This window comes from Enterobacter sp. HNDS-6 (assembly GCF_039850505.1).
GTDB classification, from domain to species: Bacteria; Pseudomonadota; Gammaproteobacteria; order Enterobacterales; family Enterobacteriaceae; genus Enterobacter; species Enterobacter kobei.
Map to the genome: position 1 here is coordinate 1,801,147 of NZ_CP156673.1, position 17,294 is coordinate 1,818,440.

The 17,294-nt window shown below is 54.0% G+C and carries 11 protein-coding genes, 4 tRNA genes, 3 rRNA genes and 1 riboswitch; of the genes, 3 read left to right on the plus strand and 15 right to left on the minus strand.

Annotated features, from left to right (window positions below; all coding sequences use genetic code 11):
- Positions 1-2: 2 nt before the first annotated feature.
- Positions 3-341, minus strand: a complete 339-nt coding sequence (locus ABFI50_RS08435; RefSeq protein WP_014885680.1) for a DUF413 domain-containing protein — start codon at positions 339-341, stop codon at positions 3-5.
- A gap of 118 nt (positions 342-459) precedes the next feature.
- On the opposite strand from ABFI50_RS08435, the gene hdfR reads away from it, so the two are divergent.
- On the plus strand, positions 460-1,281 hold the full coding sequence (gene hdfR / locus ABFI50_RS08440; RefSeq protein ID WP_014885681.1) for an HTH-type transcriptional regulator HdfR: 822 nt from the start codon (positions 460-462) through the stop codon (positions 1,279-1,281).
- A 92-nt stretch (positions 1,282-1,373) separates the two neighbouring features.
- On the opposite strand, the gene ABFI50_RS08445 is transcribed toward hdfR, so the two are convergent.
- The 9 genes from ABFI50_RS08445 to btuB form a co-directional block, all read right to left on the minus strand.
- Positions 1,374-1,449: transfer RNA gene (locus tag ABFI50_RS08445), tRNA-Trp, on the minus strand.
- A 53-nt stretch (positions 1,450-1,502) separates the two neighbouring features.
- Positions 1,503-1,579 (minus strand) — tRNA-Asp (locus tag ABFI50_RS08450).
- A gap of 56 nt (positions 1,580-1,635) precedes the next feature.
- Positions 1,636-1,751 (minus strand): 5S ribosomal RNA (gene rrf, locus ABFI50_RS08455).
- 63 nt (positions 1,752-1,814) lie between these two features.
- Positions 1,815-4,719 (minus strand): 23S ribosomal RNA (locus tag ABFI50_RS08460).
- A 180-nt stretch (positions 4,720-4,899) separates the two neighbouring features.
- A tRNA-Ala gene (locus ABFI50_RS08465) sits at positions 4,900-4,975 on the minus strand.
- A gap of 42 nt (positions 4,976-5,017) precedes the next feature.
- A tRNA-Ile gene (locus ABFI50_RS08470) sits at positions 5,018-5,094 on the minus strand.
- A 70-nt stretch (positions 5,095-5,164) separates the two neighbouring features.
- Positions 5,165-6,704: ribosomal RNA gene (locus ABFI50_RS08475) — 16S ribosomal RNA — on the minus strand.
- Together the 16S, 23S and 5S rRNA genes with 4 tRNA genes alongside form the textbook arrangement of a ribosomal RNA operon.
- A gap of 383 nt (positions 6,705-7,087) precedes the next feature.
- The gene (gene murI, locus ABFI50_RS08480; protein ID WP_347485835.1) at positions 7,088-7,939 is read right to left on the minus strand and encodes a glutamate racemase; all 852 of its coding nucleotides are present in this window, start codon (positions 7,937-7,939) and stop codon (positions 7,088-7,090) included.
- A complete protein-coding gene (btuB, locus tag ABFI50_RS08485; protein WP_180262539.1) occupies positions 7,884-9,731 on the minus strand; it encodes a TonB-dependent vitamin B12 receptor BtuB in 1,848 nt (615 codons plus the stop codon). Before btuB ends, murI begins: the two co-directional genes overlap by 56 nt.
- A 65-nt stretch (positions 9,732-9,796) precedes the next feature.
- Positions 9,797-9,973, minus strand: a riboswitch (cobalamin riboswitch).
- A 104-nt stretch (positions 9,974-10,077) separates the two neighbouring features.
- Between btuB and trmA the strand changes: the two genes are divergently transcribed.
- A complete protein-coding gene (gene trmA / locus ABFI50_RS08490; protein ID WP_347485837.1) occupies positions 10,078-11,178 on the plus strand; it encodes a tRNA (uridine(54)-C5)-methyltransferase TrmA in 1,101 nt (366 codons plus the stop codon).
- A 56-nt stretch (positions 11,179-11,234) separates the two neighbouring features.
- Here trmA and ABFI50_RS08495 read toward each other — a convergent pair whose 3' ends face one another.
- Positions 11,235-11,594, minus strand: a complete 360-nt coding sequence (locus ABFI50_RS08495; RefSeq protein WP_008501783.1) for a YijD family membrane protein — start codon at positions 11,592-11,594, stop codon at positions 11,235-11,237.
- Positions 11,595-11,603: 9 nt separating this feature from the next.
- Entirely contained in the window at positions 11,604-12,242 is a 639-nt protein-coding gene (gene fabR / locus ABFI50_RS08500) for an HTH-type transcriptional repressor FabR (protein WP_008501784.1), read from the minus strand.
- 196 nt (positions 12,243-12,438) lie between these two features.
- Between fabR and sthA the strand changes: the two genes are divergently transcribed.
- The gene (gene sthA / locus ABFI50_RS08505) at positions 12,439-13,839 is read left to right on the plus strand and encodes a Si-specific NAD(P)(+) transhydrogenase (protein WP_014885685.1); all 1,401 of its coding nucleotides are present in this window, start codon (positions 12,439-12,441) and stop codon (positions 13,837-13,839) included.
- On the opposite strand, the gene oxyR is transcribed toward sthA, so the two are convergent.
- The 3 genes from oxyR to argB all read right to left on the minus strand — a co-directional run bounded on the left by oxyR (position 13,822) and on the right by argB (position 17,292).
- Positions 13,822-14,739, minus strand: coding sequence for a DNA-binding transcriptional regulator OxyR (gene oxyR / locus ABFI50_RS08510; protein WP_014885686.1), 918 nt, complete (start codon positions 14,737-14,739; stop codon positions 13,822-13,824). The two genes, sthA and oxyR, sit on opposite strands and share 18 nt — an antisense overlap.
- A gap of 325 nt (positions 14,740-15,064) precedes the next feature.
- Positions 15,065-16,438, minus strand: a complete 1,374-nt coding sequence (gene argH / locus ABFI50_RS08515) for an argininosuccinate lyase (RefSeq protein WP_032635165.1) — start codon at positions 16,436-16,438, stop codon at positions 15,065-15,067.
- Between the two features lie 77 nt (positions 16,439-16,515).
- Entirely contained in the window at positions 16,516-17,292 is a 777-nt protein-coding gene (argB, locus tag ABFI50_RS08520) for an acetylglutamate kinase (RefSeq protein WP_086527814.1), read from the minus strand.
- Positions 17,293-17,294: the final 2 nt, after the last annotated feature.

The window sequence follows — 17,294 nt, forward strand, 5'->3', positions numbered from 1 at the left end:
TCTTAGTCATCAGACTCAGTGTAGTCTTCTGCGCCTTCCATCTGCGGCTTACCGCCGGAGAGCGTATGGAAGCGTTTTGGACGCTTAATGCGCGCCATGTACTTGATCCATACACGTTCTGCTTCAGACTGTGGCTCACGCTCGCCACGGCACACTAAGACAAACTGCTTTTCATCTTCAGTTGCGGGCTCACGCTTACCCAGATCCAGCTCGTTGAAGGCATAACCATGACGCTCAAGCAGCTGCGCCTCTTTGATGGTGAAATCGCCGTGACGAGAGAACCCGCGCGGATAATGTTTATTGTCGAAAAAACGATTAGTCGTCGTAAAGCTTTCCGCCATCCTACACGCTCCTAATTCTTTGGCCGAGCTATTTATGGCGCGGAGTATTAGTTACGCTTGACAGAGTGTAAAACAAAACATTTAAATCATAACGACAAATTATTTTGCGGAGAAAGATGTGGATACGGAATTGCTAAAAACTTTCCTCGAAGTGAGCAGAACACGCCACTTTGGGCGAGCAGCTGAAGCCCTTTACCTGACGCAGTCAGCGGTCAGTTTTCGTATTCGACAGCTGGAAAATCAACTGGGTGTGAATCTTTTTACCCGCCACCGCAACAACATACGTTTAACGCCTGCCGGTGAGAAACTGCTCCCCTATGCGGAAACGTTGATGAATACCTGGCAGGCAGCACGTAAAGAGGTTGCCCATACGTCGAGGCACAATGAGTTCTCGATAGGGGCCAGCGCGTCCCTGTGGGAATGTATGCTAAGTCAGTGGCTTACCCGGCTATATCGTTCTCATGAACATTTGCAATTTGAAGCCAGAATTGCGCAACGCCAGTCTCTGGTTAAGCAACTTCATGAGCGCCAGCTTGATCTTCTTATCACGACCGAAGCCCCCAAGATGGACGAATTTAGCAGCCAGATTGTAGGGCAGTTTGGTCTCGCACTTTATGCTTCTGAACCTTCGATGATGAAAGCCGATCTGACCTATTTGCGCCTGGAGTGGGGTCCTGATTTTCAGCAGCATGAGGCGGGATTGATAGCCCCAGATGATGTTCCACAGTTAACCACCAGTTCTGCCGAGATTGCCTGTCAGCAACTTCCCTTGTTGAAGGGTTGCACCTGGTTACCCGCCCGTTGGGCAGATACTAAAGCGGGGCTACATACCGTGATAGATTCCACCACCATTTCGCGCCCGCTGTATGCGATTTGGCTGCAAAACAGCGATAAGCAGTCGCAGATAAAAGATCTCTTAAAAATCAATATTATGGAATGATACATCAGCCAGCAGGGAAGCTGGCTGAAAATTCAGGTGTGCCGTTGTATTTCAGGCAAAAAAAATCCTTTGCCGAAGCAAAGGATTCGATATGGCAGGGGCGGAGAGACTCGAACTCGCGACACCCGGTTTTGGAGACCGGTGCTCTACCAACTGAGCTACGCCCCTAAAGTTTTTTGCCATTAAGCCTGCCAGTGAGGCAGGCTTAATGTCTTAATAAGTGGCGGAACGGACGGGACTCGAACCCGCGACCCCCTGCGTGACAGGCAGGTATTCTAACCGACTGAACTACCGCTCCACCGAAGACTGCTTGTAACCACCGGATTTATGCACCGGCTTACTACTTAATTTGATGCCTGGCAGTTCCCTACTCTCACATGGGGAGACCCCACACTACCATCGGCGCTACGGCGTTTCACTTCTGAGTTCGGCATGGGGTCAGGTGGGACCACCGCGCTAAAGCCGCCAGGCAAATTCTGTTATCTGTATCAGCTGAAAATCGTCTCTCACCGCCAAAACAGCTTCGGCGTTGTAAGGTTAAGCCTCACGGTTCATTAGTATCGGTTAGCTCAACGCATCGCTGCGCTTACACACCCGACCTATCAACGTCGTCGTCTTCAACGTTCCTTCAGGAGACTTAAAGTCTCAGGGAGAACTCATCTCGGGGCAAGTTTCGTGCTTAGATGCTTTCAGCACTTATCTCTTCCGCATTTAGCTACCGGGCAGTGCCATTGGCATGACAACCCGAACACCAGTGATGCGTCCACTCCGGTCCTCTCGTACTAGGAGCAGCCCCCCTCAATTCTCCAGCGCCCACGGCAGATAGGGACCGAACTGTCTCACGACGTTCTAAACCCAGCTCGCGTACCACTTTAAATGGCGAACAGCCATACCCTTGGGACCTACTTCAGCCCCAGGATGTGATGAGCCGACATCGAGGTGCCAAACACCGCCGTCGATATGAACTCTTGGGCGGTATCAGCCTGTTATCCCCGGAGTACCTTTTATCCGTTGAGCGATGGCCCTTCCATTCAGAACCACCGGATCACTATGACCTGCTTTCGCACCTGCTCGAGCCGTCACTCTCGCAGTCAAGCTAGCTTATGCCATTGCACTAACCTCCTGATGTCCGACCAGGATTAGCTAACCTTCGTGCTCCTCCGTTACTCTTTGGGAGGAGACCGCCCCAGTCAAACTACCCACCAGACACTGTCCGCAACCCGGATTACGGGTCTACGTTAGAACACCAGCCATTAAAGGGTGGTATTTCAAGGGCGGCTCCACGCAGACTGGCGTCCACGCTTCAAAGCCTCCCACCTATCCTACACATCAAGGACCAGTGTTCAGTGTCAAGCTATAGTAAAGGTTCACGGGGTCTTTCCGTCTTGCCGCGGGTACACTGCATCTTCACAGCGAGTTCAATTTCACTGAGTCTCGGGTGGAGACAGCCTGGCCATCATTACGCCATTCGTGCAGGTCGGAACTTACCCGACAAGGAATTTCGCTACCTTAGGACCGTTATAGTTACGGCCGCCGTTTACCGGGGCTTCGATCAAGAGCTTCGCGTTGCCGCTAACCCCATCAATTAACCTTCCGGCACCGGGCAGGCGTCACACCGTATACGTCCACTTTCGTGTTTGCACAGTGCTGTGTTTTTAATAAACAGTTGCAGCCAGCTGGTATCTTCGACTGATTTCAGCTCCACCCGCAGGGGCTTCACCTACATATCAGCGTGCCTTCTCCCGAAGTTACGGCACCATTTTGCCTAGTTCCTTCACCCGAGTTCTCTCAAGCGCCTTGGTATTCTCTACCTGACCACCTGTGTCGGTTTGGGGTACGATTTCGTGTTACCTGATGCTTAGAGGCTTTTCCTGGAAGCAGGGCATTTGTTACTTCAGCACCGTAGTGCCTCGTCATCACACCTCAGCGTTAATAAGGTACCGGATTTACCTGGAACCTCCGCCTACATGCTTAAACCGGGACAACCGTCGCCCGGCTAACATAGCCTTCTCCGTCCCCCCTTCGCAGTAACACCAAGTACAGGAATATTAACCTGTTTCCCATCGACTACGCCTTTCGGCCTCGCCTTAGGGGTCGACTCACCCTGCCCCGATTAACGTTGGACAGGAACCCTTGGTCTTCCGGCGAGCGGGCTTTTCACCCGCTTTATCGTTACTTATGTCAGCATTCGCACTTCTGATACCTCCAGCAACCCTCACAGGCCACCTTCAACGGCTTACAGAACGCTCCCCTACCCAACAACACATAGTGTCGCTGCCGCAGCTTCGGTGCATGGTTTAGCCCCGTTACATCTTCCGCGCAGGCCGACTCGACCAGTGAGCTATTACGCTTTCTTTAAATGATGGCTGCTTCTAAGCCAACATCCTGGCTGTCTGTGCCTTCCCACATCGTTTCCCACTTAACCATGACTTTGGGACCTTAGCTGGCGGTCTGGGTTGTTTCCCTCTTCACGACGGACGTTAGCACCCGCCGTGTGTCTCCCGTGATAACATTCTTCGGTATTCGTAGTTTGCATCGGGTTGGTAAGCCGGGATGGCCCCCTAGCCGAAACAGTGCTCTACCCCCGAAGATGAGTTCACGAGGCGCTACCTAAATAGCTTTCGGGGAGAACCAGCTATCTCCCGGTTTGATTGGCCTTTCACCCCCAGCCACAGGTCATCCGCTAATTTTTCAACATTAGTCGGTTCGGTCCTCCAGTTAGTGTTACCCAACCTTCAACCTGCCCATGGCTAGATCACCGGGTTTCGGGTCTATACCCTGCAACTTAACGCCCAGTTAAGACTCGGTTTCCCTTCGGCTCCCCTATACGGTTAACCTTGCTACAGAATATAAGTCGCTGACCCATTATACAAAAGGTACGCAGTCACCTAACAAGTAGGCTCCCACTGCTTGTACGTACACGGTTTCAGGTTCTTTTTCACTCCCCTCGCCGGGGTTCTTTTCGCCTTTCCCTCACGGTACTGGTTCACTATCGGTCAGTCAGGAGTATTTAGCCTTGGAGGATGGTCCCCCCATATTCAGACAGGATACCACGTGTCCCGCCCTACTCTTCGAGTTCACAACCTGTGCATTTTCGTGTACGGGACTATCACCCTGTACCGTCGGACTTTCCAGACCGTTCCACTAACACACAAGCTGATTCAGACTCCGGGCTGCTCCCCGTTCGCTCGCCGCTACTGGGGGAATCTCGGTTGATTTCTTTTCCTCGGGGTACTTAGATGTTTCAGTTCCCCCGGTTCGCCTCGTTAACCTATGTATTCAGTTAACGATAGTGTGTCGGAACACACTGGGTTTCCCCATTCGGACATCGCCGGGTCAAAGGTTCATATCACCTCGCCGGCGCTTTTCGCAGATTAGCACGTCCTTCATCGCCTCTGACTGCCAGGGCATCCACCGTGTACGCTTAGTCGCTTAACCTCACAACCCGAAGATGTTTCTTTCGATTCATCATCGGTTTGCGAAAATTTGAGAGACTCGAACACACATAACATGTGTGTCGTTTCAATTTTCAGCTTGATCCAGATTTTTAAAGAGCAAAACTTCGCAGTGCACCTTTTCAGGTTCACTCTGAAGTTTTCTTGTGTTCGCAGTAAAAGATGGTGGAGCTATGCGGGATCGAACCGCAGACCTCCTGCGTGCAAAGCAGGCGCTCTCCCAGCTGAGCTATAGCCCCATCGTTTGTAATCTCTGTACCGCTCATCCTTTAAAAGGAGTTTGGTAGGCCTGAGTGGACTTGAACCACCGACCTCACCCTTATCAGGGGTGCGCTCTAACCACCTGAGCTACAAGCCTGCAGAGATTTTTACTGCTGTTTTTTCATCAGACAATCTGTGTGAGCACTACAAAGGCAGGTTCTTTAAGGTAAGGAGGTGATCCAACCGCAGGTTCCCCTACGGTTACCTTGTTACGACTTCACCCCAGTCATGAATCACAAAGTGGTAAGCGCCCTCCCGAAGGTTAAGCTACCTACTTCTTTTGCAACCCACTCCCATGGTGTGACGGGCGGTGTGTACAAGGCCCGGGAACGTATTCACCGTAGCATTCTGATCTACGATTACTAGCGATTCCGACTTCATGGAGTCGAGTTGCAGACTCCAATCCGGACTACGACGCACTTTATGAGGTCCGCTTGCTCTCGCGAGGTCGCTTCTCTTTGTATGCGCCATTGTAGCACGTGTGTAGCCCTACTCGTAAGGGCCATGATGACTTGACGTCATCCCCACCTTCCTCCAGTTTATCACTGGCAGTCTCCTTTGAGTTCCCGGCCGGACCGCTGGCAACAAAGGATAAGGGTTGCGCTCGTTGCGGGACTTAACCCAACATTTCACAACACGAGCTGACGACAGCCATGCAGCACCTGTCTCAGAGTTCCCGAAGGCACCAAAGCATCTCTGCTAAGTTCTCTGGATGTCAAGAGTAGGTAAGGTTCTTCGCGTTGCATCGAATTAAACCACATGCTCCACCGCTTGTGCGGGCCCCCGTCAATTCATTTGAGTTTTAACCTTGCGGCCGTACTCCCCAGGCGGTCGACTTAACGCGTTAGCTCCGGAAGCCACGCCTCAAGGGCACAACCTCCAAGTCGACATCGTTTACGGCGTGGACTACCAGGGTATCTAATCCTGTTTGCTCCCCACGCTTTCGCACCTGAGCGTCAGTCTTTGTCCAGGGGGCCGCCTTCGCCACCGGTATTCCTCCAGATCTCTACGCATTTCACCGCTACACCTGGAATTCTACCCCCCTCTACAAGACTCTAGCCTGCCAGTTTCGAATGCAGTTCCCAGGTTGAGCCCGGGGATTTCACATCCGACTTGACAGACCGCCTGCGTGCGCTTTACGCCCAGTAATTCCGATTAACGCTTGCACCCTCCGTATTACCGCGGCTGCTGGCACGGAGTTAGCCGGTGCTTCTTCTGCGGGTAACGTCAATTGCTGCGGTTATTAACCACAACACCTTCCTCCCCGCTGAAAGTACTTTACAACCCGAAGGCCTTCTTCATACACGCGGCATGGCTGCATCAGGCTTGCGCCCATTGTGCAATATTCCCCACTGCTGCCTCCCGTAGGAGTCTGGACCGTGTCTCAGTTCCAGTGTGGCTGGTCATCCTCTCAGACCAGCTAGGGATCGTCGCCTAGGTGAGCCGTTACCCCACCTACTAGCTAATCCCATCTGGGCACATCTGATGGCAAGAGGCCCGAAGGTCCCCCTCTTTGGTCTTGCGACGTTATGCGGTATTAGCTACCGTTTCCAGTAGTTATCCCCCTCCATCAGGCAGTTTCCCAGACATTACTCACCCGTCCGCCACTCGTCACCCGAGAGCAAGCTCTCTGTGCTACCGTTCGACTTGCATGTGTTAGGCCTGCCGCCAGCGTTCAATCTGAGCCATGATCAAACTCTTCAATTTAAGTTTGATGCTCGTGAATTAAACTTCGTAATGAATTACGTATGTTCACTCAGAGACTTGGCATTCATTTTTCGTCCGAGGACGTTAAGAATCCATGTCACTTTGAGTGCCCACACAGATTGTCTGATAAATTGTTAAAGAGCAGTTGCAACGCGGCTTTCAGCTCACCGTTGCGAGGTCCCGTATATTACGTTTTCCTCATTCAGAGTCAAGCGATTATTTTTGCTTTTCTCTGCTGGCGTTCATCTCTGAACCCCGCTAACCCGGCGGCCTGTAAGCCGTTGTTCCGTGTCAGTGGAGGCGCATTATAGGGAGTTCTCAGACGTTGACAACCCCTCTTTTAAAAAAAACTTTCAACCGTCTCTTTTTTGCTCAAAACCGTGCTATAGCGCCAGTTTTTCGAGCGTTTGAAAGCCATAACGGCGTAAAACGGGTAAAAGTTGCTCAGTCTCTTTCGTAATTGCCATACAAAAAACAATATTCGCATCGGCTGATTTCGCATCAGGCGCTTCATGTTCCAGCAGCCAGGCCGTACGACGCGCGATAGCCGCACCGGAATCCACCAGCCGTGTTCCCTCCGGCAGTACCTCTAACAGCTCTTCCTGTAGTAGCGGGAAGTGGGTGCAGCCGAGCACAACCGTATCCGGGGGTTCGGGCATCCGCAACCATGGACGAAGAATACGACGCAGCTCGTCGAGTGATACCGCCTGTCCATGCAATTTCGCTTCGGCCATCTCCACCAGCTCTGCCGAACCGAGCATCGCAATCTGGCATTCGTTAGCAAAACGCTCGATCAGCTCGCGGGTATAAGGACGCTTTACCGTACCTCGCGTGGCCAGCAATCCCACAATGCCATTCGCCGTCAAACGTGCCGCAGGCTTGATTGCAGGCACGACGCCCACAACCGGGAACGGGAATTTTTCACGCAGGGCGGGAAGGGAAACGGTGCTCGCCGTATTACAGGCGATGACGGCCAGTGCAAGGGGATAGCGCTTTTGCACTGCGGTGACGATTTCAACCACGCGCTCGACGATAAAGTCCTCACTCTTTTCCCCGTACGGGAACGCGACATTATCGAAAGCGTAAATGTAATGGAGATCCGGCAGGAGATGCCGAATCTCATCATAGACCGAAAGTCCACCGACGCCGGAATCAAATACCAGCACGGTGGGACGCGGATTAGAAGGTGTAGCTGCCAGACAAGGTGTATTCCCGTCCTGCAGTTTGGTAGCCATAAACTGTCTCGTAATCTTTATCGAACAGGTTGGCTATTTTACCACGAACTGTGAGGTGTGAGGTGACAGGATACGAAACTGCGACATCCCACAGGCTGACACCACCCATTTTTACTTTCTCTGACGGATAAGTACCAAAGTCAGTGTCGTAACGCGTACCGAGATAGTGATAAGTCAGGCTCCAGTCGAAATCATAGATCTGCGTATCGAGCTGATATTTCACCTGCTGCTTAGCACGACGGTCCAGAAGTTCGTTGGTTGCTGCATTGCGGGCATCCACATAGTCGTAGCCCACAGTATGCGTCAACGGACCCGTATCAAACGATGCTGTCGCTTCCACACCTTTAATGCGTGCTTTACCGACGTTGTAATATTGCTGGAGGTTATTATTGAAGTCGATGAGATTATCAACGTCATTACGGTAGCCGGAAACGCGCCAGCTCACCCCCGCAGTCAGGCCTTCAAACGCGCCTTCCCACTGCTTGCTCTCTTCGGGATCAAGATGGTCATTGCCATAGAAGCCATAGAGTTGCCCCAGATTCGGTGCTTTATAGGCCGTACCATAAGAGGCAATGAAGCGGTAACCGTCCACGAACTCCCACGCTGCACTGCTTTGCCAGGTGCCATGACGACCAAACTGAGAGTTGTCATCGCTGCGAACTGCCCCTTCCAGAGTGACATCACCAAACTGCTGCAACCCCGTCAGGTAAACGCCGGTGTTACGCAAGTCATAGCCGTTGGTCACATAGTTTGTACCCGGTTCAGTGCTCTGCTTCTGCCAGTCAACGCCCGCGCCAATGTTCCCGTGACCCACATCAACAGAGTTGAGCCACTGGACGTTGTACTGTTTGATTTCATCCAGTGTCGCAGTCGAATCGTAACGGCCCAAACTCGGGTCGTAGTTATAGTCCTTGCTGTGGCTATAGCTGGTGAGCAGCTGTGAATGGAAGATGTCATCGTTGAAGCGCAATCCTGCATCCCAGGTCTGGCTATAGAGCTGACGGGTATCGACCAGTACGTCAGGCGTAAATGAACTGTAATAACCGTCGTAGGCCGTACGGTTGCTGTAGCCAAAGCCGCGAACAAATCCGCTCCACTGGTCTGAGAATGCGTGATCCACTGCGCCATAGAGCGTTTTATTCATAAAGCCGTCGCGATCGGTCTGGGCAAGGCCACCATTGTTGCCGTCCGCGACCACATCGAAACCTTTGGTATAGGTGTAATCACCCGCAAGCGTGACGCGCGTGCTGTCACCCAGCGTCTGCTGAGTGCTGCCGCCATAGTTTTGGTAACCGTGCGATCCTACGCCTGCATTCAGGGTCGTACCGTCCTTTGCGCGGGTGGTGATGATGTTCACTACGCCACCAATCGCATCCGAGCCATACACTGCCGAACGCGGGCCACGAACGTATTCGATACGCTGCACCAGAGCGATGGGGAACTGGCTGAGATCGGACGATCCCGTGACGCCCGCCTGGTTAAGACGGATGCCATCAACGAGAATCAGGACGTGGCTGGAGTTGGTACCACGTATAAAGAGAGAAGAGAGTTGACCCATTCCACCACTTTGCGCCGTATCCACACCGGGCAGGCGACGCATAACATCCAGGACCGAGGTTGACTGCCAGCGGTCAATATCGGCACGCGTGACAACGGAGGTTGCCGCCAGAATAGTTTTTTCAGGTTGTTCAAAACGATTTGCCGTCACCACCAACGAGTCGGCGCTATCCTGCGCCCAGCCCGAAAATGCCGTGACGGACAGCGCCGTCAACAGCGATACTTTTTTAATCATTGTTAAAGCATCCACAATATAAGAAGGATGCCGCAGGCCCCATCGATAGCACGCGATGATGAAACCAAATGCGACGTGATCCCGGCAGGTCTTCGGGCTAGGTGGCGTTATACGGATGAAGACTTCCCATTTTCACAGTGTCTACAACGTTCATCCCGCCAGTCTTTACCGCTGCGCGTCAGCTCCAGAATTACACTGGATTCCCTTTTCACTCTCAGGAGACCGGAAACAGAATGCTACAATTAGACACGTATAGATGTCCAGACAGCTATGAGCCATTAAATCTGGACATCCCCTGCACAATGCCTACAATCCCCGCGTAATTCTTTATCACTCAGGACGCATCATGACCCCAGAACACCTCCCGACAGAACAGTACGACGCGCAGCTGGCAGAGAAAGTCGTCCGCCTGCAAAGTATGATGACGCCGTTCAACGCGCCCGTTCCCGAGGTGTTCCGCTCTCCCGTCAGCCACTACCGCATGCGCGCCGAGTTCCGCATCTGGCACGACGGAGATGACCTGTACCACATCATTTTCGATCAGCAGACAAAATCCCGCATTCGCGTGGACAGCTTCCCGGCGGCGAGTGAGCTCATCAACCAGCTGATGACCCTGATCATTGACGGTGTACGCGATAATCCGGTGCTGCGTCATAAGCTGTTCCAGATTGACTATCTGACCACGCAAAGCAATCAGGCGATTGTCTCTCTGCTCTACCACAAAGCGCTGACCGACGAATGGCGCGAACAGGCAGAAACCCTGCGCGATGCGCTGCGTGCGCAGAACATCAATGTCCACCTGATTGGCCGCGCGACCAAAACCAAAATCATGCTGGATCAGGATTACGTCGATGAGCGTTTGCCGGTGGCGGGTAAAGAGATGATTTATCGTCAGGTCGAGAACAGCTTCACTCAGCCGAACGCAGCGATGAACGTGCAGATGCTGGAGTGGGCGCTCAAGGCGACGGAAGGATCTAAAGGCGACCTGCTTGAGCTGTACTGCGGTAACGGCAACTTCTCCCTGGCCCTGGCACGTAACTTTGATCGCGTTCTGGCAACCGAAATTGCCAAGCCGTCAGTTGCCGCCGCGCAGTACAACATTGCCGCTAACCATATCGACAACGTGCAGATCATTCGTATGGCCGCAGAAGAGTTTACGCAGGCCATGAACGGCGTGCGGGCGTTTAACCGCCTGGAAGGGATCGACCTGAAGAGCTACCAGTGTGAGACGATTTTTGTCGACCCGCCGCGCAGTGGCCTGGACAGCGAAACCGAAAAGATGGTGCAGGCGTACCCGCGCATTTTGTACATCTCCTGTAACCCGGAGACGCTGTGCAAGAACCTCGAAACATTAAGCCAGACGCACAAAGTTGAACGTCTGGCGCTGTTCGATCAGTTCCCGTATACGCACCATATGGAGTGCGGCGTTTTACTGACCGCACGGTAATCTGTAGGCCGTTTTTGGCAGGTGGCGCTTCGCTTACCTGCCCTACAAATAATTCATTACTCTGGTAACTGGCTCTTACGGCTACGCATGCGCGAGCCAATCCAGAATACCAGCGCCACAGACAGTACCGCAGGGAAGAAGTTAGATCCGATATCCGGATACTCCGCACGCACCACGGTGCTATACAGCAATACGCCCAGAATAAAGCAGGCAGCGGCCAGCCCCGGTAACCCCACCGGCATGGTGCGGTTCAGGTAACGTTGATGCAGGCAGTACACCGTCAGCACCAGCGCAATAAGCGGGAAAATCGAAAACGGAACAATTGAGCTAAAAATAGCGGCAAACGTCCCATTAATGGATAAGCCAGCGATCAATGCCAGCAACAGCGTCCCTTTATCCTGACCTGACTGTTTCATTACTCACCTTCACTCTTCGGTTTGATGTGCCAGTTTCTCTTGTTCACGGCGATACCAGTAGTACGCGCCTTTGGAGATCATCCTGAGCTGCAATACCAGTCGCTCTTCGAGCTGTTTGCGTTGTTCAATGCTGACATCCAGCGCTTCGGCACCCGCGCTGAAAACAATCGTCACCATCGCCTCAGCCTGTGCTTCAGTAAACGCACGCGGCATATGGTTTTCGAGTTCAAGATAGTCGGCAAGTTCCGCGATGAAGTGCTGAATTTCACGCGCGACGGCGGCACGAAACGCCGCCGATGTGCCCGAACGCTCGCGCAAAAGCAGACGAAACGCGTTGGGGTTATTGCCAATAAATTCCATAAAGGTCGACACGGAGGTGCGTATCACGCTCCCCCCTTTGGCGATACGCTGACGTGCCTGGCGCATCAGCTGGCGCAGCATCAGACCGCTTTCATCGACCATGGTCAGGCCCAGTTCATCCACATCACGGAAATGACGATAGAAGGACGTTGGCGCAATCCCGGCCTCGCGTGCGACTTCGCGCAGGCTCAAACTGGCAAAACTCCGCTCGGCACTCAGTTGACTGAATGCGGCTTCCACCAGCGAACGCCGGGTTTTCTCTTTTTGTTGTGCTCTTACGCCCATCACGATAGTTGAATCCTTCCAAAGGCCTGCTGGCACTATACCAGAGAATAAAATTAATCTGTTTGCCTGGCTTTGTGAATGATTGTTTACGTGCGGTTTGTGCTCCACTGCCGGAAAAAAGCACAACGATAATTGGGTTACCCTGGCAATGATGTTATGATTCTGTTGCTTTTATGTATAAGAACAGGTAAGCCTTACCATGCCACATTCCTACGATTACGACGCAATAGTTATTGGTTCCGGCCCCGGCGGCGAAGGCGCTGCTATGGGTCTGGTGAAACAGGGAGCCAGAGTAGCGGTCATTGAGCGCTACCATAATGTCGGCGGCGGTTGCACCCACTGGGGCACCATCCCTTCAAAAGCCCTCCGCCACGCCGTTAGCCGCATTATCGAATTTAACCAGAACCCTCTTTACAGCGACCACTCCCGACTTCTTCGTTCCTCCTTTGCCGACATCCTGAATCATGCGGATACCGTCATTAACCAGCAGACGCGCATGCGCCAGGGGTTTTATGAGCGTAACCACTGTGAGATTTTGCAGGGCAACGCGCATTTTGTGGATGAACACACCCTGGCACTTGAATGCCACGACGGTTCGGTGGAGACCCTCACCGCCGAAAAATTTGTGATTGCCTGCGGATCGCGCCCTTACCACCCGGCCGACGTCGACTTCTCGCACCCGCGCGTTTACGACAGCGACTCGATTCTGAGCCTGCACCATGAACCCCGCCACGTCATTATCTATGGCGCAGGGGTCATTGGCTGCGAATATGCGTCGATCTTCCGCGGAATGGATGTCAAAGTTGATCTCATCAACACGCGCGACCGCCTGCTGGCATTCCTCGATCAGGAGATGTCAGACTCTCTCTCCTACCACTTCTGGAACAGCGGCGTGGTGATTCGCCACAACGAAGAATACGAGAAGATTGAAGGTTGCGACGACGGTGTGATCATGCACCTCAAGTCCGGTAAGAAGCTGAAAGCGGACTGCCTGCTGTACGCCAACGGTCGTACCGGCAACACCGATTCCCTGCAGCTGGAGAATATCGGACTTGAGACCGACAGCCGCGGTCAGCTGAAGGTCAACAGCATGTACCAGACTGCCCTGCCGCACGTTTACGCGGTCGGCGACGTGATTGGTTACCCAAGCCTGGCCTCTGCCGCTTATGACCAGGGCCGTATTGCCGCACAGGCGCTGGTGAAAGGTGAAGCGACGGCGCATCTGATCGAAGATATCCCGACCGGCATCTATACCATTCCGGAAATCAGTTCCGTAGGGAAAACCGAGCAGCAGCTGACGTCAATGAAAGTGCCATATGAGGTGGGTCGCGCGCAGTTTAAACATCTGGCGCGGGCGCAAATTGTCGGAATGAGCGTGGGGACGCTGAAAATCCTGTTCCATCGCGAGACGAAAGAGATCCTCGGCATTCACTGCTTTGGTGAGCGCGCGGCGGAAATCATTCACATCGGCCAGGCGATTATGGAGCAAAAAGGCGGCGGTAACACCATTGAGTACTTCGTTAACACCACCTTTAACTACCCGACTATGGCGGAAGCCTATCGGGTCGCCGCGCTGAACGGCTTAAACCGCCTGTTTTAACGCGTTATCGAAATGGCCATCCATCGCACCGCGGATGGCCTCTGCCAGCTGCTCATAGCGGCTGCGCAGCGGTGACCCCGGACGATAAACAAGGCCGATCGTGCGACGCGGTTCCGGCTTAATGCACGGCAGATAAACCACGCCGTCACGCTTACGCTCGCGCGGCACGGCCAGCGCAGGCAGCAGCGTAATCCCGCTTCCCGCCGCCACCATATTACGCAGCGTTTCCAGGCTGGTTGCGCGGAAATGGGTATCTTCGTCGGCACCCGCTTCAAAGCAAAAGCCCATTGCCTGATCGCGCAGACAGTGGCCATCTTCCAGCATCAGCAGCTTTTCACCGGCCAGATCGGCCATCGGCACGCGATCGCGGTTCGCCCACGGGTGATCTTCATAGATCGCCAGCATCATTGGCTCATCGAACAGCGGCACTTCAATAAACGCTTCGCTCTCTTTCACCAGCGCCAGAATAGCGCAGTCAAGCTTGCCGCTATCTAACTGCGCCAGCAGTTGATGGGTTTGCGCTTCATGCAGGTACATTTCGAGTTTTGGGAAAGTCTGGTGCAACATTGGAATAATGTGCGGCAAAAGATACGGGCCAACGGTTGGGATCAGGCCAATATGCAGTGGGCCGGACATCGCTTCCCCCTGCTGGCTTGCCATTTCCTTGAGCACTTTGACCTCGCGCAGCACGGTGCGCGCCTGATCCACCAGCAACAAACCGGCCTGGGTGAACAGTACCTTACGACTGGTGCGCTCCAGCAGCATCACGCCCAGCTCATCTTCCAGCTTGCGGATCTGACCGCTCAGCGTCGGCTGGCTGACGTGGCAGGAATCTGCAGCACGGCGAAAATGGCGGTGCTCGGCTAGCGCTACCAGGTATTCAAGATCACGAATATTCATTATTCATCCTCCGTCGCCACGATAGTTCATGGCGATAGATAGCATAGCAACGAACGATTATCCCTATCAAGCTTTCTGTTGAATAATACACCACATAGACGAGGCGGCACGTGTTTGACCCTTGACGTCCCCGCACCGTCATCGAGTTTCTCTCAAAACTCGAACAACTAAAGCCAACGTGAACTTTTGCGGACCCCGTGGTCCGCTTTTTTTTGCGTAAAAAAGCCCGAGGTAAACGCAAAATGGCAACCGAAGTTGCCATTTTTAGTGTTTGCTCCCTCTCCCTATGGGAGAGGGCCGGGGTGAGGGCACCCACCCGCACCGATCAAACCAACCGGTTTTTCGCATCCGTAATCGCCTGCGCGACCTGCTTCGGCGACACGCCGCCTTTCGCGGCACGCTTATCCAGGCAGGATTGCAGCGCCAGAATCGGATAGACATCCTCCCCGATAACCGCACTGAACTTCTGCAGGTCGGCCAGTGCCAGATCTTCCAGTGGTTTACCCTGACGAATGGCTTCCACCACCGCTTCACCCACAATGTGGTGCGCTTCACGGAAAGGTACGCCTTTCGCCACCAGATAATCCGCCAGTTCGGTAGAGTTCGCATAGCCTTGCTGCGCCGCTTCCTGGCAGCGCGGACGTTTCACCTGAATGCCGTCCAGCACCAGGGCGCCCATATGCAGACAGTCCAGCCAGGTGTCGAGCGCGTCGAACAGCCCTTCTTTGTCTTCCTGCATATCTTTGTTGTACGCCAGTGGCAACCCTTTTAGGGTCATCATCATACCGGTCAGTGCGCCCTGCACACGGCCACACTTGCCGCGAATCAGCTCCAGCGCGTCCGGGTTTTTCTTCTGCGGCATCAGGGAAGATCCGGACGTCACGCGGTCGGACAGCTCCACAAAACCGGCTTCACCGGAGTTAAAGAAGATCAGGTCTTCGGCAAAGCGCGACAGATGCACCATCCCGATAGACGCATTGGAGAGCAGCTCCAGTACATGGTCACGGTCAGAGACGCTGTCCAGGCTGTTACGGGTGGCGGACGCAAAGCCCAGCCAGCCTGCGAGCTGTTCACGGTCGATTTCATACGCGGTACCGGCCAGCGCGCCGCTGCCCAGTGGGCTGACATCCAGACGTTTCAGGGTGTCCTGCAGACGGCTTTCGTCACGCGCCAGCATCTCAACATAGGCCAGACACCAGTGGGCAAAGGTCACCGGCTGCGCGCGCTGCAGGTGGGTATAGCCCGGCATCACGGCGTCCTGGTTGTTCTGCGCGGTCTCTACCAGCGCGCTCTGCAGCTGACGGTTAGCTGCCAGCAGCTCGCCAACGGTCTCTTTACACCACAGCTTCAGGTCGGTCGCAACCTGGTCGTTACGGCTACGGCCGGTATGTAGCTTTTTACCCAACTGACCGACTTTGTCGATAAGTTTGCCTTCCACCCAGCTGTGAATATCCTCGGCATCGCTCTGCAGGATTTGCTGCGGATCCAGACGCACCTCTTCCAGAAGGTTATTCAGCGCCTCTTCCAGTTGTAGCTGCTCCTCTGCGGTCAGCACGCCAACGGTCACCAGCGCTTTGGACCAGGCCACAGAGCCGACAATATCCTGTTCGGCCAGGCGGTAGTCGAAGCGCAAAGAGTCATTGAACTGTTTGAACCGCTGATCCGCTGCCTGTGTAAAACGCCCACCCCAAAGTGCCATAACATGCTTCCTTAATATCTTTGAATTTCACTGCCCGGTGACGCTGCGCTTACCGGGCCTACAAAACATTAAATCGATTACGCTAAAATACGCGTGCCAATCGGCGTGCCGTTAAACAGCGCCGGCAGTTGTTCCGCGTGACGCCAGGAGGCGATATCCACCGGGCGACCCAGCGTGCGAGCGGCATCCAGCGCGGCGTTCACTTTGACGATCATGCCGTCAGTAATGATGCCCTGCGCGATCAGCTGTTCGGCTTTGGCCGCGGTCATTTCCGCGATGCGCTGGCCTTTGCCGTCCAGAATGCCGCTCACGTCGGAAAGCAGGATCAGGTCTGCGCCCAGCGTAGCCGCCAGAGCCGTTGCCGCCTGATCCGCGTTAACGTTCATCAGCTCGCCCTCTTCGGTCACGCCGATAGAGCTCACCACTGGCAGGAAACCACCTTCCAGCAGCGTGTTAATCAGCTTAGGCGAACCCGGCTGCGCCAGTCCAACGTGGCCCAGTTCTTCATCGAGCTGGGTCACTTTTACGCTGTCGCCATCCCCCAGACAGAGGCCAACGGAGGCAATATGATGTTTCTTCGCCCATGCCAGCAGCGTTTTGTTCGCCGTTCCCGCCAGCGCGCCGGTAATGATGTCAATCTGGTCAGCGGGCGTGACGCGCAGGCCGTTTTTCTTTTTCACCGGCAGGTTGAGCCCTTTCATCAGCTCATCTACCACGCAGCCGCCGCCGTGCACAATCACCAGCGGACGCTGGTGTGATTCACGATAGTTCACCAGCGCGGTAAACAGACGCTCCAGCGCTTCTTCGCTGTCCAGCAGTACACCACCGAGTTTGATAATTAATGGGTTCATCATCA